General features: G+C 59.1%; 24 protein-coding genes. 16 read left to right on the forward strand and 8 right to left on the reverse strand.

The window, feature by feature from the left end:
• Window positions 1-29 precede the first annotated feature (29 nt).
• Complete coding sequence (locus ACPWMG_RS22530) at window positions 30-1253, reverse strand: pyridoxal phosphate-dependent aminotransferase (protein ID WP_483301739.1); 1224 nt, start codon at window positions 1251-1253, stop codon at window positions 30-32.
• Window positions 1254-1432: 179 nt separating this feature from the next.
• On the opposite strand from ACPWMG_RS22530, the gene ACPWMG_RS22535 reads away from it, so the two are divergent.
• From ACPWMG_RS22535 to ACPWMG_RS22550, 4 genes are all read left to right on the forward strand, one after another.
• Window positions 1433-1813 carry an Mth938-like domain-containing protein gene (locus tag ACPWMG_RS22535; protein WP_483301740.1) on the forward strand — a complete coding sequence of 127 codons (381 nt, stop codon included), beginning with the start codon at window positions 1433-1435 and terminating at the stop codon, window positions 1811-1813.
• 197 nt (window positions 1814-2010) lie between these two features.
• Entirely contained in the window at window positions 2011-2487 is a 477-nt protein-coding gene (locus tag ACPWMG_RS22540) for a peroxiredoxin (protein ID WP_483301741.1), read from the forward strand.
• 232 nt (window positions 2488-2719) lie between these two features.
• Window positions 2720-4447 carry a PhoH family protein gene (locus ACPWMG_RS22545; protein WP_483301742.1) on the forward strand — a complete coding sequence of 576 codons (1728 nt, stop codon included), beginning with the start codon at window positions 2720-2722 and terminating at the stop codon, window positions 4445-4447.
• Window positions 4448-4486: 39 nt separating this feature from the next.
• Window positions 4487-4789 (forward strand): antibiotic biosynthesis monooxygenase family protein, encoded by a 303-nt coding sequence (locus ACPWMG_RS22550; protein WP_483301743.1) that lies wholly within the window; start codon window positions 4487-4489, stop codon window positions 4787-4789.
• 95 nt (window positions 4790-4884) lie between these two features.
• Here ACPWMG_RS22550 and ACPWMG_RS22555 read toward each other — a convergent pair whose 3' ends face one another.
• The 7 genes from ACPWMG_RS22555 to ACPWMG_RS22585 all read right to left on the reverse strand — a co-directional run bounded on the left by ACPWMG_RS22555 (window position 4885) and on the right by ACPWMG_RS22585 (window position 12423).
• The gene (locus tag ACPWMG_RS22555) at window positions 4885-5514 is read right to left on the reverse strand and encodes a YiaD family glycine zipper/OmpA-like lipoprotein (RefSeq protein WP_483305311.1); all 630 of its coding nucleotides are present in this window, start codon (window positions 5512-5514) and stop codon (window positions 4885-4887) included.
• Between the two features lie 212 nt (window positions 5515-5726).
• Entirely contained in the window at window positions 5727-6167 is a 441-nt protein-coding gene (locus ACPWMG_RS22560; RefSeq protein WP_483301744.1) for a MarR family winged helix-turn-helix transcriptional regulator, read from the reverse strand.
• A 152-nt stretch (window positions 6168-6319) separates the two neighbouring features.
• Window positions 6320-8923, reverse strand: coding sequence for a bifunctional aconitate hydratase 2/2-methylisocitrate dehydratase (locus ACPWMG_RS22565; RefSeq protein ID WP_483301745.1), 2604 nt, complete (start codon window positions 8921-8923; stop codon window positions 6320-6322).
• 60 nt (window positions 8924-8983) lie between these two features.
• Complete coding sequence (locus tag ACPWMG_RS22570; RefSeq protein WP_483301746.1) at window positions 8984-9589, reverse strand: hypothetical protein; 606 nt, start codon at window positions 9587-9589, stop codon at window positions 8984-8986.
• Window positions 9586-10629, reverse strand: a complete 1044-nt coding sequence (locus ACPWMG_RS22575; protein ID WP_483301747.1) for an HpcH/HpaI aldolase/citrate lyase family protein — start codon at window positions 10627-10629, stop codon at window positions 9586-9588. Before ACPWMG_RS22575 ends, ACPWMG_RS22570 begins: the two co-directional genes overlap by 4 nt.
• A gap of 12 nt (window positions 10630-10641) precedes the next feature.
• Window positions 10642-11415: a trans-aconitate 2-methyltransferase gene (tam, locus tag ACPWMG_RS22580; protein ID WP_483301748.1), complete on the reverse strand. Its 774-nt coding sequence runs from the start codon at window positions 11413-11415 to the stop codon at window positions 10642-10644.
• Window positions 11416-11436: 21 nt separating this feature from the next.
• Window positions 11437-12423: a malate dehydrogenase gene (locus ACPWMG_RS22585; RefSeq protein ID WP_483301749.1), complete on the reverse strand. Its 987-nt coding sequence runs from the start codon at window positions 12421-12423 to the stop codon at window positions 11437-11439.
• Window positions 12424-12633: 210 nt separating this feature from the next.
• On the opposite strand from ACPWMG_RS22585, the gene ACPWMG_RS22590 reads away from it, so the two are divergent.
• The 12 genes from ACPWMG_RS22590 (at window position 12634) to leuD (ending at window position 22548) form a co-directional block, all read left to right on the forward strand.
• Entirely contained in the window at window positions 12634-13446 is an 813-nt protein-coding gene (locus ACPWMG_RS22590; protein WP_483301750.1) for a GntR family transcriptional regulator, read from the forward strand.
• Between the two features lie 103 nt (window positions 13447-13549).
• Window positions 13550-13993, forward strand: a complete 444-nt coding sequence (gene sdhC, locus ACPWMG_RS22595) for a succinate dehydrogenase, cytochrome b556 subunit (RefSeq protein WP_483301751.1) — start codon at window positions 13550-13552, stop codon at window positions 13991-13993.
• A 15-nt stretch (window positions 13994-14008) separates the two neighbouring features.
• Window positions 14009-14377 carry a succinate dehydrogenase, hydrophobic membrane anchor protein gene (gene sdhD / locus ACPWMG_RS22600; RefSeq protein WP_422831069.1) on the forward strand — a complete coding sequence of 123 codons (369 nt, stop codon included), beginning with the start codon at window positions 14009-14011 and terminating at the stop codon, window positions 14375-14377.
• Window positions 14378-14379: 2 nt separating this feature from the next.
• Window positions 14380-16188, forward strand: coding sequence for a succinate dehydrogenase flavoprotein subunit (sdhA, locus tag ACPWMG_RS22605; protein ID WP_483301752.1), 1809 nt, complete (start codon window positions 14380-14382; stop codon window positions 16186-16188).
• Window positions 16189-16216: 28 nt separating this feature from the next.
• Window positions 16217-16921 carry a succinate dehydrogenase iron-sulfur subunit gene (locus ACPWMG_RS22610; RefSeq protein ID WP_422831067.1) on the forward strand — a complete coding sequence of 235 codons (705 nt, stop codon included), beginning with the start codon at window positions 16217-16219 and terminating at the stop codon, window positions 16919-16921.
• 77 nt (window positions 16922-16998) lie between these two features.
• Window positions 16999-17241: a succinate dehydrogenase assembly factor 2 gene (locus tag ACPWMG_RS22615; protein WP_483305312.1), complete on the forward strand. Its 243-nt coding sequence runs from the start codon at window positions 16999-17001 to the stop codon at window positions 17239-17241.
• A 10-nt stretch (window positions 17242-17251) separates the two neighbouring features.
• Complete coding sequence (locus ACPWMG_RS22620; protein ID WP_483301753.1) at window positions 17252-18562, forward strand: citrate synthase; 1311 nt, start codon at window positions 17252-17254, stop codon at window positions 18560-18562.
• 96 nt (window positions 18563-18658) lie between these two features.
• Entirely contained in the window at window positions 18659-19048 is a 390-nt protein-coding gene (locus ACPWMG_RS22625) for a hypothetical protein (protein ID WP_483301754.1), read from the forward strand.
• A gap of 236 nt (window positions 19049-19284) precedes the next feature.
• Entirely contained in the window at window positions 19285-20250 is a 966-nt protein-coding gene (locus ACPWMG_RS22630) for a LysR family transcriptional regulator (protein ID WP_483301755.1), read from the forward strand.
• 28 nt (window positions 20251-20278) lie between these two features.
• Window positions 20279-21700, forward strand: coding sequence for a 3-isopropylmalate dehydratase large subunit (gene leuC, locus ACPWMG_RS22635; protein ID WP_483301756.1), 1422 nt, complete (start codon window positions 20279-20281; stop codon window positions 21698-21700).
• A 37-nt stretch (window positions 21701-21737) separates the two neighbouring features.
• The gene (locus ACPWMG_RS22640; RefSeq protein ID WP_483301757.1) at window positions 21738-21863 is read left to right on the forward strand and encodes an entericidin A/B family lipoprotein; all 126 of its coding nucleotides are present in this window, start codon (window positions 21738-21740) and stop codon (window positions 21861-21863) included.
• A 34-nt stretch (window positions 21864-21897) separates the two neighbouring features.
• Window positions 21898-22548: a 3-isopropylmalate dehydratase small subunit gene (gene leuD, locus ACPWMG_RS22645; protein WP_483301758.1), complete on the forward strand. Its 651-nt coding sequence runs from the start codon at window positions 21898-21900 to the stop codon at window positions 22546-22548.
• Window positions 22549-22553: the final 5 nt, after the last annotated feature.

The following is a 22553-nucleotide window of genomic DNA, read 5'->3' on the forward strand; positions in this document are numbered from 1 at the left end:
AATGGGCTTCGACGCTTGTGAAATAAGCGTCAGGCGCTACGTTTTCGGTAGTGCTCAAGGAATTTGGCGATACGGCCAATGGCTTCGCGCAAATCGTCTTCATGGGGTAGGAAGACGATGCGGAAGTGGTCTGGTGAAGCCCAGTTGAAACCCGTGCCCTGCACCAGCATGACCTTGGTTTCCTGGAGCATCTCCAGAATGAACTGCTGGTCGTCTTCGATGGGGTACATCGTACGGTCCAGCTTGGGGAACATATAGAGAGCTGCGCTTGGCTTGACACAGCTGACGCCGGGAATGGCGGTGATCAACTCATACGCCAAATCGCGCTGGCGGCGCAGGCGGCCGCCGGGGCCCACCAGGTCGTTGATGCTTTGGTAACCGCCGAGCGCTGTTTGGATCGCCCACTGCCCTGGCACGTTGGCGCACAGGCGCATGTTCGAGAGCATGTTCAAGCCCTCGATGTAGTCCTTGGCGGGCTTCTTGTCGCCCGACACCACCAGCCAACCGGCGCGGTAGCCGCACGAGCGGTAGCTTTTGCTTAAGGAGTTGAAGGTCAGCGTCAACACGTCGTCGCTGAGGGAGCCGAGCGCGGTGTGCTTCACGCCGTCGTACAGCACCTTGTCGTAGACCTCGTCGGCAAAAATCACCAGTCCGTGTTCACGCGCCAGCTCCACAATGCCTTTGAGCAACTCATCAGAGTACAGCGCACCCGTGGGGTTGTTCGGGTTGATGACGACGATGCCCTTGGTGTTGGGCGTGATGCGGCTGCGGATATCGGCCAGGTCGGGCATCCAGCCGTTTGATTCGTCGCAGATGTAGTGCACAGGCGTGCCGCCCGAGAGGCTGACCGCCGCCGTCCACAGCGGATAGTCAGGAGCGGGCAGCAGCAACTCGTCGCCATCGTTCAGTAGCGCGTTGGTGGCCATGACGATCAGTTCGCTGGCGCCATTGCCCAGGTAGATGTCGTCCAGCGTCACACCCTTGATGCCTTGCTGCTGGGTGTAGTGCATCACCGCCTTGCGCGCGGCGAAGATGCCCTTGCTGTCGGAGTAACCGGCCGAGGTCGGCAGGTTGCGGATCATGTCCTGCTGAATCTCTTCAGGCGAATCGAAACCAAACACCGCCAGATTGCCAATGTTCAGTTTGATGATCTTCTGGCCCTCTTCTTCCATCTGGCGCGCCGCGTCCATGATGGGGCCGCGAATGTCATAACAAACGCTGGCGAGCTTGGCTGATTTGCGAATGGTCTTCATGTTTCCCAACTTGGTATCTGTGGCGGCGCAACCCATGTTGCTGCCCCTACGTTCGCCCTGGTTAACGCGGTTGTCTCCGTCAGGCTAGGCGTGGGCGAAACCTATAATTGGACCACATTTCTACAGCCGACTTTGGTGGTAGAGCCCACATACAACAGCTTCGCGCCACCGTCTGCACCATGAAACTCCAACCCGACAAATTCGACGTGCAGGCCATCACCGGCTACGGTCCAGGCTGGGTGAAGGTCGACGCCGACACCAAACACCACAGCTTGGTGTTAAGTTCACGCGGTCAGTTGGTGGACTGGAATTGCCAGCGTTTTGAAGACTTGGGTGCAGCGCATTTCGCCATGCTGGCTGAGCTCAAACCCGAGTTGGTGATCTTCGGCAGTGGCGATCGGATTCGCTTTCCAACGCCGCAATGGCTGCAGCCGTTGATGGCGTTGCGCATAGGCCTGGAGACCATGGACACCCCTGCAGCGTGCCGCACCTACAACATCCTGGCGCAAGAAGGCCGTCATGTCGCCGTGGCCTTGCTACTGGAATCGCCAGCCCAATAGATGTTTTCAGGGTAAAATCGGGGGCTGTTGTTCAAAGGAAGCCGCTGGTCCGTTGCAATTCAGAAACTGCATACGGCCCCTTTGCTTTCGAAATGGTAACGATTTACGCGTGCGTGCCGCAAAACGCGTCTTGAAAGCCCTTTTCGACTCTTAGAACCTTCAACGACCACATCCTGTCTAAAGAGATTCAAAGCTATATGGCGATCGTTGTCAATAAACCCATCCCAGAATTTGATGCTGTTGCGACCGGCGGCATCAAAGTCTCGAATACATCCCACCACGGCAAGGTTGTGGTCTTGTACTTCTACCCAAAAGACAATACCCCAGGCTGTACCACTGAGGCAATGCAATTCCGCGATAAGCACAAGGAATTTGTCAAAGCCGGTGCCACCGTGTTTGGCGTGTCGCGCGACAACATGAAGTCGCACGACGAGTTCAAGACCAAGCTTGAATTGCCGTTCGAACTGATTGCCGACACAGAAGAAAAAATGTGTCACATGTTCGGCGTGGTCAAAAACAAGATCATGTACGGCAAGAAGGTGAAGGGCATTGAGCGCAGCACTTTCTTGATCGGCCCTGATGGCGTGCTGCAACAAGAATGGCGCGGTCTGAAGGTGCCTGGCCACGTAGACGAAGTTCTGCAGGCTGTGAAAGACCTGAAGAAGTCCGCCTAATCAGCAAAGCCGCCATCCTCAGAAAAGCATTTTCTGGGATTGGATGATGAGATTTTGGGGCGACTGCCACGCGACACATGGCTCATGCATAATGGTTTCATGCTGTTAGTGATTTCGAGAGCGCTCCCCCGCAAAAGCCGCCCAGGCCTCCTGGCGGCTTTTTTGCTTTCTGATTCTCGATTTCACCATTTGACCTCCTCAGATTTCCTTCACCACCGCGAGCCCCTGCCACATGCCACTGCCCCCCGCCCCCACTAAGCGCGCCGCAACCCTGGCCCGCGCTGACTTTGATGCTTCTGTAGCCGTTCGCCCAACTGCCAAAACCAGCCCAGCGTCGAAATCTAAAGCTCGCCTCTTGACCGAACCGGTGGATAAACCGCAAGCCCGAAAAACGCCAGAGGCTGTTCCCGAAAGCCGTCCGGTAGCTGCCAAAGAGCCGATGGTGCAGGTCGAAACCAAAGTGGTGCCTGCACATGCCCCCTCGCACCCGGTTGAAACCAAAGAAGACGCACCGCGCGCACCAAGCACCACACGTGGCGCCGCGCCTAAACGCAAGGTCGCCAAGGCTGGTGTGTTGACCAAGCTGTTTGTGCTCGACACCAACGTGTTGATGCACGACCCGATGAGCTTGTTCCGCTTTGAAGAGCACGACATCTTCTTGCCGATGATCGTGCTGGAAGAATTAGACGGCCATAAAAAGGGCATGACCGAAGTGGCACGCAACGCGCGCCAAGCCAGCCGCACGCTGGATGCCTTGGCCGGAACGAACGGCGCTGACATCACCGTCGGCTTGCCACTCGACGCCACAGGTCACATCGAAGCCCAAGGCAAGCTGCGCTTCCAAACAGAGCCCCTGAACTACACCCTGCCCACCAGCCTGCCGCAAGGCAAGGCCGACAACCAGATTCTGGGCGTGGTAGAGGCCTTGCGTTTGCAATATGCACCACGCGAAGTAGTGTTGGTGTCCAAAGACATCAACATGCGCGTCAAGGCCCGTGCGCTGGGCCTGGAAGCAGAGGACTACCAGAACGACAAAGTACTGGAAGACGGCGAGTTTCTGTACTCTGGCGCCTTGGCATTGCCACCGGACTTCTGGACCAAACATGGCAAAACGGTGGAGAGTTGGCAGCAAGGCCTGCACACGTTCTACCGTATCTCGGGCCCCATCGTGCCTGAGTTGCTGATCAATCAGTTTGTGTTCTTCGAAGCGCCGGGTGAGCCCAGCTTGTACGCCCGCGTGACCGAAATCCGCGCCAAGACCGCCGTGCTCAAAACGCTGAAGGACTACAACCACCTGAAGCACGCTGTTTGGGGCGTCACCACACGCAACCGCGAACAAAACTTCGCCATGAATTTGCTCATGGACCCCGAAGTTGACTTCGTCACACTGACCGGCAACGCTGGCACCGGCAAGACCTTGATGGCTTTGGCTGCTGGCCTGACCCAAGTGCTGGACGATCGCCGCTATACCGAAATCATCATGACCCGCGCCACCGTCAGTGTGGGCGAAGATATCGGCTTCCTGCCCGGCACTGAAGAAGAGAAGATGGGCCCGTGGATGGGCGCCTTGGACGACAACCTCGAAGTGCTGGCCAAGACCGAAACCAGTGCCGGCGAATGGGGCCGCGCCGCCACCAATGAATTGATTCGCTCGCGCATCAAGATCAAGAGCATGAACTTCATGCGCGGCCGCACGTTCTTGAACAAGTACGTGATCATTGACGAGGCGCAAAACTTGACGCCCAAGCAAATGAAAACGCTGATCACGCGCGCGGGCCCCGGCACCAAAATCATCTGCATGGGCAACCTGCAGCAAATCGACACCCCGTACCTGACGGAAGGCTCATCAGGCCTGACTTTTGCCGTCGACAAGTTCAAGGGCTGGCCACACAGCGGCCACATCACACTTGCCCGAGGCGAGCGCTCCAGACTGGCGGACTACGCCAGCGAGGTGCTGTAAAGCCACACACCACGACACATTGATTGAAACCACATCCACATGATTCTTGAACTCGCAGAAATTCGCATCAAGCCCGGGCAGCAAGCCGATTTTGACGCGGCCATTCAACACGGTTTGGCCACGGTGATCAGCAAGGCCAAAGGCTTTCTGGGCAGCAGCGTGCACAAGGGCATTGAGTCGCCTGAACGCTACGTGCTGCAGATTCGTTGGGCCACGATCGAAGACCACAACGTGGGTTTTCGCGAATCGCCCGCATTTGCCGAATGGCGCGCCATTGTGGGTCCGTTCTTCGCGAGCCCACCGCTCGTGGAACACTTCGACCTGGTGCAAAAATCAGACTGATCGACAGATCTGGTTCTGAAACAAAAATGGCTCGCATTGCGAGCCATTTTTTATTCAGTCAACACCTTGACTGTTTTGCACAAGGCGTCGACCAATTAACCAGCAGCACGTTCGCCAAGGAAAATTTCTACACGGCGGTTGCGGGCCCGGCCGGCGTCTGTCGTGTTGTCGGCGATAGGCTCGCGCGCGCCACGGCCGTCGGTCACGATACGACTAGCGCTGACACCACGGGAGACCAAGTAGTCACGAGCACTAGCGGCGCGCTGGCGTGACAGAGGATCATTGATGGCATCCGATCCAGTGCTGTCGGTATGACCAATGATGCGCACATCGGTATTAGGCTGGTCCCGCAAACCGTTGGCGAATTGATCGAGAATGGGACGCAAGTTAGGCTTGATGTCGGCGCGGCCTGTATCGAAGGAAATGTCGCTTGGGATGTTCAGCTTGAGCTGGTTATCCGCCGTTTGCACCACATCCACGCCGGTTCCGGCCGTCGCGCGTTCCATTTCGGCTTTTTTGTCTTGCATGTGCTTGGACCACACATAACCACCCAAGGCACCCAATCCAGCGCCGACTGCTGCACCGCGGCCATTACCAATGATGCCGCCTGCGGCAGCGCCAAGACCAGCGCCGATCGCCGTGCCTTTTTGCGTTTCAGACATGTTGGCACAGCCAGTCAAGATAACAGCCGAGGCCATCAAACCCAGCAGCGGGACGCGCGCCATGCGTTGAATCTTTGCCATGGAAATACTCCTTGTTGTTCAAAACAGACCAGAAAGCTATATTCAACCCCAAGTCATCGCATCTTGGTGCAAACATAGGCACCAGAATGCTACAAATGGTTCATTCCGGGCAAACTAATAGCCTAGCGGCCTACAAACTGCAGGGCGGAACACCCGTGGCGTACCCGAAGTGACATTCAAACGTCAGGTGCGTTTTACAGTGGCGTTTCCAGACTCGCGATCAACTTCGTTAAAAGCCCCTTCAAGGCTTCCTGCTCGTCTGCAGCCAATGGGCCCATGACACGGGTCTGTGCGCGTTTTGCCGCACGTCTGATTTCACGCACCGCCTCTTTTCCCTCAGGCGTTACCCATAGGCGCTTGCGACGCCGATCCCGGGCATCAGCCTCTCGGTGGATCCAGCCACGAGCCTCAAGCCGGCTGACAACGGAACCCGACGTCGCGGCGTCAAAGGCCACGTGTGCGGCCAAGCTGACCTGGTCTTCGCCAGGAGAGTCCAGCAACGCCGTGAGTATCGAAAACTGAACCGGTGTGACCGCATATTCAGCAGTTTCTTCCATGAAGATGGCCACAGCCAATTGATGAGCCCGGCGAATCAAATGGGCTGGGGTGTCGCGGAAATCAGAGCTTTTTGACATGCAAACACTGTATGAATTGAGAACAATAAAACCTATCTTGTCCACAAATCATATTTGAATACATTAATAAACTCAATAAAAGTGCAGAAAATTTTGCATGCAAAAAAAATGACCCCGAAGGGCCATTTTTTGTTGCGAGGAGCGCGGTGAGGTTAAGCCACCACACCATCCTTGACGGTATCTGCAATGCTCTTGAATTCTTCCAAGCGGTCGAAATTCAGGTACTGATAGATCTTGGTTCCGTCCTGGTTGATCACGCCCATGTCGGCCATGTATTCGGCCTTAGATGGGATGTAACCGAGGCGCGAACAGATAGCAGCCAACTCGGCCGAGCCGAGGTACACGTTTGTGTTTTTTCCCAATCGATTCGGGAAGTTACGCGTGGACGTGGACATCACGGTAGCCCCTTCGCGAACCTGCGCTTGGTTGCCCATACACAGCGAGCAACCCGGCATTTCGGTACGTGCACCAGCCGTGCCGAAGACGCCGTAATGGCCTTCTTCGGTGAGCTGATGGGCGTCCATTTTGGTCGGTGGCGCAACCCACAATTTGACCGGAATATCGCGCTTACCTTCGAGCAATTTGGACGCTGCACGGAAATGTCCGATGTTGGTCATGCACGAACCGATGAAGACTTCATCGATTTTGGCGCCTGACACATCTGACAGGGTCTTCACGTCATCGGGGTCATTCGGGCAGGCCACGATAGGTTCGTGGATGTCGGCCAGGTCGATGTCGATCACGGCAGCGTACTCGGCATCGGCGTCGCCTTCGAGCAACTGAGGGTTCTGCAACCAGGCTTCTTGCGCGGCGATACGGCGAGCCAAGGTGCGGGCGTCAGCGTAGCCTTCGGCGATCATCCACTTCATCAGCGTGATGTTGCTGTTGATGTATTCGATGATCGGCTCTTTGTTGAGCTTGACGGTGCAGCCGGCGGCAGAACGTTCTGCAGAGGCGTCAGACAGTTCAAACGCTTGCTCAACCTTCAGGTCTGGCAGGCCTTCAATTTCCAGCACGCGGCCGGAGAAGATGTTCTTCTTGCCCTTCTTCTCCACCGTCAGCAAGCCTGCCTTGATGGCGTACAGCGGAATGGCGTTGACCAGATCGCGCAGGGTCACGCCAGGCTGCATCGTGCCCTTGAAGCGCACCAGCACGGACTCAGGCATGTCCAAAGGCATCACGCCCGTAGCGGCAGCAAACGCCACCAGGCCAGAGCCGGCTGGGAAGCTGATGCCGATAGGGAAACGCGTGTGGCTGTCGCCGCCCGTGCCCACGGTATCGGGCAGCAAGAAGCGGTTGAGCCAGCTGTGGATCACGCCGTCGCCTGGGCGCAGGCTGATGCCGCCACGGTTGGAGATGAACTCTGGCAGTTCGTGGTGCGTCTTGACGTCCACCTTCTTGGGGTAGGCGGCGGTGTGGCAGAAAGACTGCATCACCAGGTCGGCCGAGAAGCCCAGGCAAGCCAGGTCTTTCAGTTCGTCGCGCGTCATCGGGCCGGTGGTGTCTTGCGAACCCACGGACGTCATCTTCGGTTCGCAATAGGTACCAGGACGCACGCCCTTGCCTTCTGGCAGACCGCAGGCACGGCCCACCATCTTTTGCGCCAGCGAGTAACCCTTGCCGGAGTCGACAGGCTCTTGCGGCAGGCGGAACAGCGTGGACACTGGCAGGCCCAACGCTTCACGCGCCTTGGCGGTCAGGCCACGGCCGATGATCAACGGGATACGGCCACCGGCGCGCACTTCGTCGAACAGCACGTCGCTCTTCACGGTGAACTCGGAGATGACCTTGCCATCTTTCAGCGCTTTGCCTTCGTAGGGACGCAGCTCAACGGTGTCGCCCGTGTCCATTTGGTTCACGTCGAGTTCGATCGGCAGCGAACCGGCGTCTTCCATGGTGTTGTAGAAGATCGGGGCGATCTTGGCGCCCAGGCAGATGCCGCCGAACTTCTTGTTCGGAATGTAAGGAATGTCTTCACCGGTGAACCACAACACCGAGTTGGTGGCCGACTTGCGCGAGGAGCCGGTACCGACCACGTCGCCCACGTAAGCAACAGGAAGGCCGCGGGCCACGAGGTCTTCGATGAACTTGATCGGCCCGCGCTTGCCGTCTTCTTCAGGCACAAAAGCCGCGCCGTCGCGCTTGTTCTTCAGCATCGCCAGGGCGTGCATGGGGATGTCAGGGCGCGTTGTCGCATCAGGTGCGGGCGACAGGTCGTCGGTGTTGGTTTCGCCAGGCACCTTGAACACCGTGAAGGTGATGCTCTTCGGCACTTCGGGGCGGCTGGTGAACCACTCGGCGTCGGCCCAGCTTTGCAGCACGGCCTTGGCGTTGGCGTTGCCCTTGTCGGCGAGTTCCTTGACGTCATGGAACTGGTCGAACATCAACAGGGTTTTCTTCAGGCCTTCAGCGGCCACACCGCCGACTTCGGCGTCGCCCAGCAGTTCGATCAGCGGGGTGATGTTGTAGCCGCCGAGCATGGTGCCCAACCATTGCGTGGCTTGGGCGCGTGAAATCAGCGCGTTCTTTTCCGTGCCCAGGGCCACAGCCGCCAGGTAGCTGGCCTTGACCTTGGCTGCATCGTCCACACCGGCTGGCACGCGGTGGCTCAGCAGGTTCAGCAAGAAATCTTCTTTGCCGGCGGGCGGATTTTTCAGCAGCTCGATCAGCTCTGCCGTCTGCTTGGCAGACAAAGGCAGCGGTGGAATACCGAGCGCGGCGCGTTCGGCAACATGGTCCATATAGGCTTGCAACATGGCGGTCTCTCCTGTTTCAGAATCGTGGGAAATTGGTTGTTTTGCGCTGAAGAGCCTGGTTTACTGCGCGGCTTTTTGCGCCACGGCAGGTGCGGCCGGCGCTGCATCCAACACACTTGGCGGTGGGTTCTTGCGCAGGGCTTCGGCGACCACGCTTTGTGCGGGGCTCAGGCATTCGTCGGCCAGGCGTTGGCCCAGCTTGTGGTTCATCAGCATCGATTTGTTGGCCAACTGCAGCCAGACAGCGCCGGCCTTTTGGTCTTCCAGGCGGATGGCGCCGGTGGTGGTGGCCACCGGGAACATGCGGTAGCTGACGTTCTTCATCTTGAGGTTGAAGTAGCCAGGCGCTTTAGGGTCTGCTTCGAGCGTGACCGAGTTACCCAACTCGCAGGGCAGATGGCCCGTTTGCACACGCTCGGCAATCGCCAGTTCGGCCGGAGTCATGGCGGCTTCAGCAGCCTCCACACCAGCGGCCACGCTGATGGCGGCGGTCTTCAGTTGTTGACGCTCTGGCGTCACGGCGGCCTTCTTCTTGGCAGGCGCTTTTTTGGTTTCGGTGGCGGCGGTTTTGGTGGCGGCTTTGTCTTTGGCAGGGGCCGGGTCTGCAGCCCAAGCCAGACTGGTGGACAAAAAGCCAATGGCGGCGGTGAGGAAAATGGCTCTCATGGGGTCTCCGAAAGTGAGGGCGTTACACACTGGTGTGAACTCTGGAAATAGGGTCGCATCTCTGCGGGCAATACACGCCCGGTAGCATGCGCGCGTTCGATGACATGCCAAAAATAGCGGTAGCTGGCACGGTCGTGCAATTGTGAATCAAAAGAGATTGGAGCCCAATTCGCAGCAGCGGCAGCAGCTATGATTTTTGAAGCTATTTCAATTTCTTGCTGTTCTGGCGCAAAGGCTTCAAGAATGGGCCGGATCTGGCTCGGGTGAATGCTCCACATGCGCGTGAAGCCAAACTCGTGTGCCGCGCGTTTGGCTGCGGCCTGCATCGCGGCGGTGTCGCTGAATTCAGTGACCACGCAGTGCGACGGCACCTTGCCATGCGCGTGGCAGGCGGCGGCAATTTCCAGCTTGGCGCGCACCACCAGCGGGTGCGTGAATTGGCCTTGCGCGCGCAGGCTGCTGGAAGGAATGGCACCACCGTGGGCCGACACAAAATCCATCAAGCCGAAGCTGATCGACTGCACACGCGGATGCGCGGCAATGTCGAATGCACGGTGCACAGCGGCGGGCGATTCAATCAACACGTGCAGCGGCAAGTCTGCAGCGCCAGCCTGCAGCAGTGCAGCCTCGGCGCGGTCTACATCGGCTACCGATTCAACCTTGGGCACCATGATGTGGCTCAACCGCGCTCCCGCTTGCCCGGCAATCATGGCCACATCGCGCTCGAATGCGGGATGGTCTACCGCATGCACACGGGCTGCCACACGTGCAGTCGAAGCAGCGGCCAGCGCCAGCTCCACTACCAGCGCGGCGTGTTCAGCTTCGCCGCCTACGGGGGTGCCGTCTTCGCAATCAAGCGTCACGTCGAACACGCAAGCGCCGAATTCTTCGGTCATCTCGGCCTGCAGTTGCAGGCTCTTGCGCATGCGCGCTTCCACGCCGCTGTAGTGATCACACACCGGCAAAGAGATCGCCCCGCCCTGCGCGCCCAGCAAGGCTTCGCGCGGGTGCTGCGTGGGGATGGGTGAAAGGCGATCCATGAAGCTCAAGTTTTAGGCGCGCTGGGCCACCACAAACAAACGCGGAAACGCCAGCAGGCGTTGGCCATCCGTCCGCACGGCGTATGCGGCATCGATGCGGCGTTGGTATTCGGCCAGATAGTCAGGTTGCACGGCTTCGGGCAGGCGTTTCAAGAAGGGTTGCAAGCCAGTGCTGCTCACCCATTCAACGATCGCCGCAGCCGAAGCCATGGGGTGTTGGTATATGGTGTGCCAGGCGTCGCACGCAGCCACATGGGGCGCCAGCAAATCGTAGTACTGCGACAGCGGCAAGATGCCGGTGCGCATGTTGTTCGGGTCTTCGAAATGGCGACTGAACGGTTCAGAAGCGGCCACTTCGCGCATGAGCCGGTGTGTAGGCTCGGCGCGGTTATCAGGCATTTGAAAGGCCAATACGCCGCCGGGCGCCAAAGCGCTCAACAGGCGGGGAATCAGCGTTTCGTGTTCGCCCACCCATTGCAGGGAGGCGTTGGCATACAACAGATCAACAGGCTCGCTCGGCAACCATGTGGCGATATCGCCCAGCGCGAAGGTCGCGCCAGGCAAACGCTTGCGCGCGCTCGCCAACATGGCTTCAGAGTTGTCGACGCCCGTGACTTGGGCCTGCGGATAGCGCTGCACCAGCAACTCGGTGGAGTTGCCGGGGCCACACCCCAGGTCGACCACCCGCTTGGGGCTAGTCAGCCCCACCTGCGCCAGCAAATCACGCGCGGGACGCGTGCGCTCACGCTCGTATCGGCTGTAGAGGGCGGGGTTCCAGTCGGCCATGGATGCTGTGCCTAGCTCGCTTTAGAGCAAGTGAGCCACGCCGGCTTGTTCGCCTTGCAGCTCTTCCAGCGTCTTGTTGATGCGTTCTTGGCTGAAGGCGTCGATTTCCAGACCTTCGACAACCTTGTATTCGCCGTTTTCGCAGGTCACGGGGAAGCCGAACATGGTGTCCTTTGGAATGCCGTATTGGCCGTCAGAAGGAATACCCATGGTGACCCACTTGCCGTTGGTGCCCAGTGCCCAGTCGCGCATGTGGTCAATGGCAGCGTTGGCAGCCGAGGCAGCCGACGACAAACCACGTGCTTCGATGATGGCGGCGCCGCGCTTGCCAACCGTAGGCAAGAAGGTGTTGGCGTTCCATTCTTGGTCGTTGATCATCTTGGCGACGCTCTCGCCGTTGATGGTGGCGAAGCGGTAGTCGGCGTACATCGTGGGCGAATGGTTGCCCCAGACGGTCAGCTTCTCGATGTCAGCCACGGCCTTGCCGGTCTTGGCCGCGATTTGGCTGGCCGCACGATTGTGGTCCAGGCGCAGCATGGCGGTGAAGTTCTTGCGTGGCAGATCAGGCGCGCTCTTCATGGCGATGTAGGCGTTGGTGTTGGCAGGGTTGCCGACCACCAGCACCTTCACGTTGCGGCTGGCCACGGCGTTCAAAGCCTTGCCTTGTGCGGTGAAGATGGCGCCATTCACGGCCAACAACTCGGCACGTTCCATGCCGGGGCCACGTGGGCGCGAACCGACCAGCAGCGCGTAGTCGGCGTCTTTGAAAGCGGTCATGGGGTCGCTGTGGGCGGTCATCTCGACCAGCAATGGGAACGCGCAGTCATCGAGTTCCATCATCACGCCCTTGAGCGCTTTTTGTGGGCCTTCAACCGGCACTTCCAGCAATTGCAGGATCACGGGTTGGTCTTTGCCCAACATTTCGCCCGATGCGATGCGAAACAACAAGGCGTAGCCGATTTGACCTGCGGCACCAGTGACAGCAACGCGAACGGGTTTTTTGCTCATGGGAAGGACTCCAGGAAATGAGAGTTGAAGTGAAAAATGCCTTTGCCGGAGCCGCCGCTTTGCCGTCTTATTGACTTGACAGCCCATGCAAATAGACCACGAGTTTACTCTCGATAACGCGCTTGCGTCAATTTGTCTTATGTCTTATATAAGATATGATTCGCTCCACACAAAAACCCCGCGCCAGCCCACAGAACGCACGTTTCACCGATGGCCCAATCCACGCCTCCAGCCCACAGCGAATCCACCGCAGGATCCGCTGACACCGGCCTGCCGTCCGTCATTACGCCGGCCTTCAGCCCGCTGTACCAGCAGATCAAGGGCTTGATCTTGCAGAGTCTGGAAGCTGGTGAGTGGAAACCGGGTGAAGCCATTCCCAGCGAGATGGAATTGGCCGCGCGCTTCAAGGTCAGCCAGGGCACGGTACGCAAGGCGATTGACGAACTTGCCGCAGAGAACCTGCTGTTGCGCCGCCAAGGCAAAGGTACCTTTGTGGCCACGCACAACGAACAACATGTGCGTTACCGCTTCCTCAAGTTAGTACCCGATCAGGGCGATATAGAGTCCGAGGGGCCCGCACAGCGCCACATCATCGACTGCAAGCGCACACGCGCCAGCGCCGAAGTGGCGCGCGCGTTGGGTTTGCGCACAGGAGACGGCGTGCTGCAAGTGCGCCGAGTGTTGTCTTTTGCCATCAACGGCGTGTTTGTGCCGCGCATTCTGGAAGACCTATGGCTGCCGGGTGTTCAGTTCAAAGGTTTGACGGCCGAGCAGCTCACTGGTGACCGAGGGCCGATGTACGCCATGTTTGAAACCCAGTTCGGCATTCGCATGGTGCGCGCCGAAGAAAAAATTCGCGCAGTGGCGGCCGATGCAGAACAGGCCGCCCTGTTGAAAGTCTCTGCACAAACGCCGCTATTGAGCGTAGAACGCATCGCTTACACATACAACGACACACCGATGGAGTTGCGCCGAGGCCTCTACAACACCGCCACGCACCACTATCGGAATGAACTTAGCTAGGGTATTCGCAGCAACCTCGGTCATGCCGTGCTGCGTTGCAATAGAATTTTGAGTTGTTTGCTATTACGAATTACAAAGCCGTTACATCCACGAAAGCACGCATATGACCGAGCTAGCCTCAACAAAACGGCCCAAGCGGCCTGAATTTAGAAACATCCACGTTCTCAAAGATCTCCCCGGCTACCGGCTCCCTCCTGCCGGCATCGTCTCCATCTTGCATCGCATCAGCGGCTTCATCATGTTCTTGCTGATGCCGTTCATCATCTGGATGTTCGACACCTCGGTTTCAAGTGAGATCTCCCACTCGAAGTTCAAGGCCGTCTTCAACGTCGGTGTTGGTTTTGTGCCTGGCTGGTTCTTCAAGCTGGTGGTGCTGGCCATTCTGTGGGCTTACCTGCACCACTTCATTGCGGGTCTGCGCCACTTGTGGATGGACGTGAACCACGCCGTGAGCAAAGAGTTCGGCAAGTCGTCCGCACAAGTGACGCTGGTGCTGAGCATCGGACTGACCATCGTGCTGGCAGCCAAGCTGTTCGGTCTGTACTAAGCAAGGAGCCTTTCAATGTCTGTCAATTACGGCTCCAAGCGTCTCGTCGTCGGCGCGCACTACGGTCTGCGCGACTGGTTGGCCCAACGTGTCACCGGTGGCCTCATGGCCATCTTCACCGTGCTGGTGCTCGGCCAAGTGCTGTTCACCTCCGGCCCCATCACTTATGAAATTTGGGCTGGCATTTTTGCGTCCCAATGGATGAAGGTCTTGACCTTCTCCGTCATCCTGGCTTTGCTGTACCACGTGTGGGTGGGCATGCGCGACATCTGGATGGACTACGTCACATCCATCATCTGGCTTCGACTCTCGCTCCAGATTTTCACCATCGTATGGCTGGTCGGCTGCGCCGGCTGGGCTATTCAAGTTCTCTGGAGACTGTGAGCATGAGCTACACCAAATCGACTATCACCAAGCGTAAGTTCGACGTTGTCATCATTGGCGCCGGCGGCTCCGGCATGCGCGCCGCACTGGAATTGTCCCAAGCCGGCCTGAGCGTAGCCTCGTTGTCCAAAGTGTTCCCTACGCGTTCACACACGGTGGCCGCACAAGGTGGCGTGAGCGCCTCTTTGGGCAACATGTCTGAAGACAACTGGCACTACCACTTCTACGACACCATCAAGGGTTCTGACTGGCTGGGCGACCAGGACGCCATCGAATTCATGTGCCGCGAAGCACCCAAGGTCGTCTACGAACTTGAACACTTCGGCATGCCGTTCGACCGCAACCCTGACGGCACGATTTACCAACGTCCGTTCGGCGGCCACACCGCCAACTACGGTGAAAAGCCCGTGCAACGCGCTTGCGCTGCGGCCGACCGTACCGGCCACGCCATGCTGCACACGCTGTACCAGCAAAACGTCAAGGCCAAGACGAACTTCTTCGTCGAATGGATGGCACTTGACCTGATCCGCAACGCCGATGGCGATGTGGTCGGCGTGACCGCGATTGAACTCGAAACCGGCGACCTGTACGAACTGCAAGCCAAGGCCGTGTTGTTGGCCACCGGCGGCGCAGGCCGCATCTTCGCCGCATCAACCAACGCCTTCATCAATACCGGCGACGGCCTGGGCATGGCGGCACGCGCCGGCATTCCACTGCAAGACATGGAGTTCTGGCAGTTCCACCCCACCGGCGTGGCCGGCGCTGGTGTGTTGCTGACCGAAGGCTGCCGTGGCGAAGGCGCTATTTTGCTCAACAGCAATGGCGAACGTTTCATGGAGCGTTACGCGCCTACGCTGAAAGACTTGGCCCCACGTGACTTCGTGTCGCGCTCGATGGACCAGGAAATCAAGGAAGGCCGTGGCTGCGGTCCGAACAAAGACTACGTGGTGCTGAAGCTGGACCACCTGGGCGCGGAAACCATCCACAAGCGTCTGCCTTCGGTGTACGAAATCGGCGTGAACTTCGCCAACGTCGACATCACCAAAGAGCCGATCCCTGTGGTGCCCACCATCCATTATCAAATGGGCGGCATCCCGACCAACATCAACGGCCAGGTCGTCATCCAAAACGGTGACGTGCACAACCAAGTGGTCAACGGTTTGTACGCTGTGGGCGAATGCTCTTGTGTGTCGGTGCACGGCGCCAACCGCCTGGGCACGAACTCGCTGCTCGACTTGCTGGTGTTCGGCAAATCGGCCGGCCGCCACATCGTGGCATCGGTCAAGGGCAGCGGCGAACACAAGCCTATGCCTGCAGACGGCACCGACCGTACGTTGGCTCGCTTGAACCAACTCGAAGAGTCCAAAGACGGCGTCTACGCACAAGACATCGCCAACAACATCCGCTCGTCGATGCAGCAACACGCTGGTGTGTTCCGCACACAAGCGAGCATGGACGAAGGCGTGGTCAAGATCAACGACATCCGCACCCAAGTGGGCTCGGTGACGCTGAAAGACAAGTCGAAGGTCTGGAACACCGCGCGCATGGAAGCGCTGGAAGTCGACAACCTGATCGAAGTCGCACAAGCGACCATGACCTCGGCTGCCGCACGCAAGGAATGCCGTGGCGCGCACACCGTGTACGACTACGAGCACCCTGCCGACCATCCTGATTTCCCACTGGGCCGCAACGACAAGGAATGGATGAAGCACACCTTGTGGCACAGCGCTGACAACAGCCTGACCTACAAGCCAGTGAACCTGAAGCCCCTGACGGTGGACAGCGTGCCACCCAAGGTTCGCACCTTCTGATCACCAGCAGACCCACGAGAGAAAAAACATGACGAAGCGCACATTCCAAATCTATCGCTACGATCCGGACAAGGATGCCAAGCCTTACATGCAGACGGTCGAGATCGAACTCGACGGTCACGAGCGCATGTTGCTCGACGCCCTGGTGAAGCTGAAGGCCCAGGATCCCAGCATCTCGTTCCGCCGCTCGTGCCGCGAAGGTGTTTGCGGCTCTGATGCCATGAACATCAACGGCAAGAACGGCCTGGCCTGCTTGACCAACATGAACACCCTGAAGGGCGTGATCGTGTTGAAGCCGCTGCCTGGCCTGCCGGTCATCCGCGACTTAATCGTCGACATGACGCAGTTCTTCAAGCAATACAACTCGATCAAGCCGTATCTCATCAGCGACACGCCCGCGCCCGAGCGCGAGCGTCTGCAAAGCCCTGAAGAGCGCGAAGAGCTGAACGGTTTGTACGAGTGCATCTTGTGCGCCAGCTGCTCCACCAGCTGCCCCAGCTTCTGGTGGAACCCGGACAAGTTCGTCGGCCCCGCCGGTCTGCTGCAGGCCTACCGCTTCATCGCCGACAGCCGCGATGACGCCACCGGCGCGCGCCTGGACAACCTGGAAGACCCGTACCGCTTGTTCCGTTGCCACACCATCATGAACTGCGTCGACGTGTGCCCCAAGGGTTTGAACCCCACCAAGGCCATCGGCAAGATCAAAGAAATGATGGTTCTTCGGACCATTTGAGGAACTAACTGGTGCCATCAACCACTCCATCAGAGTCACCCGCCGGGAACGAACTGCTCGACGAGCGCAGCGCCAACATGCTGCGCTGGCGCAGCCGTCGCGGCATGGTGGAAAACGACCTGTTCATCGAGCGGTTTTTCGCACGGTACGTAAAAAACCTGACCGTGAGGCAAGCGGGTGCTTTGAGTGCTTTAATGGATTTAAGTGATAACGATTTACTTGATCTGCACTTAGCCCGCAAAACGCCCGCTGAGGTCAACCCTGAGTTGGACCGTGACGATGTGCATGAAGTTTTAACAATGTTGAGAGAAAACCGCTGAAAGGGCAAACATGAAACTCGCTGATAACAAAGCCACCCTGTCGTTTAGCAACGGCAGCCCCAGTGTCGAGATGCCGGTCTACCAGGGCAGCATTGGCCCTGATGTGATCGACATCCGCAAGCTGTACGCGCAAACTGGCATGTTCACGTACGACCCTGGTTTTCTGTCGACTGCGTCGTGCCAATCGGCCATCACGTACATCGACGGCGACAAGGGCGAATTGCTGTACCGCGGCTACCCCATCGAGCAGTTGGCCACCAACTGCGACTTCATGGAAACCTGCCACCTGTTGCTGTACGGAGAACTGCCGAACGCAACCGAGAAGACGGCCTTCACGCGCAACGTGACCATGCACACCATGGTCAACGAGCAGATGCAGTTCTTCCTGCGTGGCTTCCGCCGTGATGCGCACCCGATGGCGATCATGACCGGCCTGGTGGGCGCCCTCTCGGCCTTCTACCATGACAGCACCGACATCAACAACCCAGAGCACCGTGAAATCGCCGCGATCCGTCTGATCGCCAAGATGCCCACGCTGGTGTCGATGGCCTACAAGTACACGATCGGCCAGCCGTACATGTACCCGCGCAACGACCTCAGCTATGCAGGCAACTTCCTGCACATGATGTTCGCCACGCCTTGCGAAGAGTACAAAGTCAGCCCCGTGCTGGAACGCGCTCTGGATCGCATCTTCACGCTGCACGCAGACCACGAACAAAACGCTTCCACCTCCACCGTGCGCCTGTGCGGCTCTTCGGGTACCAACCCGTTTGCCGCCATCGCCGCTGGTGTGGCTTGTCTGTGGGGCCCTGCCCACGGTGGCGCCAACGAAGCCGCACTGAACATGCTCTACGACATCCAGAAGGCTGGCGGCGTCGAGAAGATCGGTGAGTTCATCAAGCAAGTGAAGGACAAGAACTCCGGCGTGAAGCTGATGGGTTTTGGTCACCGCGTGTACAAGAACTACGACCCGCGCGCCAAGCTGATGCAAGAGACCTGCAACGAAGTGCTGACCGAACTGGGCCTGGAAAACGACCCCCTGTTCAAGCTGGCCAAGGCGCTGGAAAAGATTGCACTGGAAGACGAATACTTCGTCTCGCGCAAGCTGTACCCCAACGTCGACTTCTACTCCGGCATCGTGCAACGCGCCATCGGCATCCCTGTGCCCCTGTTCACCGCGATCTTCGCGCTGGCACGCACGGTGGGCTGGATCGCCCAATTGAACGAAATGATTGGCGACCCAGAGTACAAGATCGGCCGTCCACGCCAGTTGTTCACGGGTTCCGTGAGCCGCAACGTGAAGCCTATCGGCCAACGCTAAGCCCTGAGCTAGCCCGCTGAATAAAAGCCCGCTCGATGGCAACATCGGCGGGCTTTTTCTTTGCGGTTTTTTAGTACTCGATCCACTGGAACTGCCGTGTCCCCTTTCATCCAGAATACCGCCAACCTTCGCACCTTGCTGGCGGCCCTGCCCGCGCCGCGCGCCGAGCCCTGCCCCTGCGGCTCGGCCGCCTACACCAGTTGGGAAAGCATGGCCGACGACCGCTGGCCCGCCACGCTGATGGAACAGATCGCCACGCTGCGCGAGCCGGATCTTTACGAGCCCACCTTCGAAGAGCATCACCCCGATGGCACGCGCTACGACGCGCCCAATGCGCCCATCGCGTTGAAGTTCTTCCCCTTCAACCGCTGCGACGTGTGGCACTGCACCCAATGCCACCGCAACCTGTTGCGCTACACCGAATACGGCGGCTACTACATCGACCACCGCGTGCGTTTACTGCAGCCGGCGTTGTTGACCGACTAACACCACCCTCAAACGAGGTTTAAGTGCTACTTTTTCAGTAGCTATGCCCTCTTATACATAGGGCGCAAGCGCCCCAAACAGCCTCAAACAGTTGACGCCCACATGGCGCAACATGCCACCCATCGTGGTTTGCGATGACAAAGGTCATTAATAAAGGTGGAAAATCGCTAACCCATCTTGCAAGACGATGCCTAATTAAAGGCGCCCCGCAAGACCCAGGCACCTAGCTCCACACCATGCGCCCCACCGAACGCAACTTTGCCCGCCGAATGGATTTGACCTCGCTGCAGCTGTTTGTAGCGGTGTGCGAACTCGGCAGCATTGGCAAAGCCGCAGAACGCGAATTCATCGCCGCCTCGGCCGTGAGCAAGCGCCTGAGCGATCTGGAAGCCACGCTCGACACCCCCCTGCTCTACCGCCACACGCGCGGCGTGTCGCTCACTCCGGCGGGCGAAAGCCTGTTGCACCACGCCCGCACCGTGCTCTACAGCCTGGAGAAGATGCAGGGCGAGTTAAGCGAATACGCCGACGGCGTGCGCGGCCACGTGCGGGTGCACGCCAGCATCTCGGCCATCGTGCAGTTTTTGCCGGAAGACCTGGGTGCCTTCATCCGCGCGCACCAGGAGGTCAAGGTTGACCTGGAAGAACACCTCAGCACCGAAGTGATCCGGGCCGTGCAAGAAGGCGCGGCCGACCTCGGCATCTGCAATGCGGCCAATGGCGCGGGCGATTTGCAAACCCTGCCCTACCGGCAAGACCGGCTTACCTTGGTGGTGCCGCAAGGCCATCCACTCGCGGGCGAAAGCGCCATTCATTTCCACGACACGCTGGACTTCGACCACGTGGGTTTGCACGCCAACAGCTCGATCTCGCTGGCCATGCACCAGGCCGCAGCGCTGCGCGGCCGCAGCATTAAATTGCGCATCCACGTGACCGGGCTCGATGCCCTGTGCCGCATGATTTTGAACGGCCTGGGCGTGGGCATCATGCCGCAGCGCGCGTTTGAGCTGATGTCTGCCATGGGCGGCCTCACCGCCGTGCCGCTGCTCGACACCTGGGCCGCGCGCCAGCTCACCCTGGTGGCGCGCGACTTCACCACGCTGCCGCTCACGGCGCGCTTGCTGGTCGACCACCTGAGCACTGATCCCCAACAACAAAAACCTCCCGCAAAAGCACTAAAGGCTTTACAAGCGGCTCACTAGAATCTTGATCTCCACGAAGGAAAACACCATGGGACGCACCCTCTACGACAAAATTTGGGACGAACACGTCGTCCATTCCGAAGACGACGGCACCGCCATCCTCTACATCGACCGCCACCTGGTGCACGAAGTCACCAGCCCGCAAGCGTTCGAAGGCCTGCGCCAAGCCGGCCGCAAGGTGTGGCGTATCAGCTCCATCGTGGCCACGGCCGACCACAACACGCCCACCACCGGCTGGGAACTGGGCTACGACGGTATTGCCGACCCCATCAGCAAGGAACAGATCACCACGCTGGACGCGAACATCGCCGAATCCGGCGCGGCGGCCTACTTCCCGTTCATGTCGAAGCGCCAAGGCATCGTGCACGTCATCGGCCCTGAAAACGGCGCCACGCTGCCGGGCATGACAGTAGTGTGCGGCGATTCACACACGTCCACCCACGGCGCATTCGGCGCACTGGCCCACGGCATTGGCACCAGCGAAGTCGAGCACGTGATGGCCACGCAAACGCTGTTGGCCAAGAAGGCCAAGAACATGCTCATCAAGGTGGAAGGCGTGTTGCCCAAGGGCTGCAGCGGCAAAGACATCGTGCTGGCCATCATCGGCAAAATCGGCACGGCTGGCGGCACGGGCTACACCATTGAGTTTGCGGGTGCGGCCATTCGCGCCCTCAGCATGGAAGGCCGCATGACGGTCTGCAACATGGCGATTGAAGCCGGCGCACGCGCAGGCCTGGTGGCCGTGGACGAAAAAACCATCCATTACGTCAAGGGCCGTTTGCTCGCCCCCACCGGCGCTGAATTCGACGCCGCAGCCGCCTACTGGCGCACGCTGCACAGCGATGCCGACGCACACTTCGACACCGTGGTCGAACTCGACGCAGCGCAAATCCTGCCGCAAGTCACCTGGGGCACCTCGCCCGAAATGGTGCTGGGTGTGGACGCCCGTGTGCCCGATCCAGAAAAAGAAAAAGACCCGAACAAGCGCGGCGCCATTGAACGCGCGTTGACCTACATGAACTTGGAGCCCGGCAAGCCGCTGAACGACATCTTCGTCGACAAGGTGTTCATCGGCTCGTGCACCAACAGCCGTATCGAAGACATGCGCGAAGCCGCTGCCGTGGTGAAGAAGCTGGGCCAGAAAGTGGCCAAGAACATCAAGCTGGCGATGGTGGTGCCAGGCTCTGGCCTGGTGAAAGAACAAGCCGAGCGCGAAGGGCTGGACGTGATCTTCAAGGCCGCTGGTTTTGAATGGCGCGAACCCGGCTGTTCGATGTGCCTGGCAATGAACGCCGACAAGCTGGAGCCCGGCGAGCGTTGCGCCAGCACCAGCAACCGCAACTTCGAAGGCCGCCAAGGCGCGGGCGGACGCACCCACTTGGTGAGCCCGGCCATGGCCGCCGCCGCCGCCGTGCACGGCCACTTTGTCGACGTGCGCGCGTTCGCTTAATTCACCTCCATCAACCTCATTGAGCAAGGAGATCACCATGCGATTCATCACCCTCATCGTGCTCGCCGCAGGCTTCATGGTCACCGGCTGCAACACCGTCAAAGGTGTGGGCCAAGACATCGGCAAGGCCGGCAACGCCATTGAGCGCGCCGCCACCAAATAACCGTTAGCCACCCGTTCGCACACCAGAGTTCGACATGCAAAAATTTACCGTTCACAAAGGCCTCGTGGCGCCCATGGACCGCGAGAACGTCGACACCGACGCCATCATTCCCAAGCAGTTTCTCAAGTCGATCAAGAAGACCGGCTTTGGCGTGAACCTGTTTGACGAGTGGCGCTACCTCGACCACGGCGAGCCCGGCCAAGACCCGGCCAGCCGCAAACCCAACCCCGACTTCGTGCTGAACCAGCCGCGCTACAAAGGCGCATCGATTCTGCTGGCACGCAAGAACTTCGGCTGCGGCTCGTCGCGCGAACACGCGCCGTGGGCGCTCGACCAGTTCGGCTTCCGCGCCATCATCGCGCCCAGCTACGCCGACATCTTTTTCAACAACAGCTTCAAGAACGGCTTGCTGCCCATCGTGCTGCCTGAATCCCAAGTCGCCAGCCTGTTCGATGCCTGCGCAGCCTTCCCCGGCTACGAGCTGACCATCGACCTGGAGCGCCAGGTGGTGGTGCAGCCAAACGGCCCCGAGCTGCCATTCGACGTGCAAGCCTTCCGCAAGTTCTGCTTGCTCAACGGCTTTGACGACATTGGTTTGACGCTGCGCCAATCCGACAAGATCAAGGCTTTTGAAGCCGAACGTTTGGCCAAGAAACCTTGGCTGGCGCACACCACCATTGCGTAAATAGC

Source organism: Hydrophilobacter chitinilyticus, from assembly GCF_049860745.1.
GTDB lineage: Bacteria > Pseudomonadota > Gammaproteobacteria > Burkholderiales > Burkholderiaceae_C > Rhodoferax_B.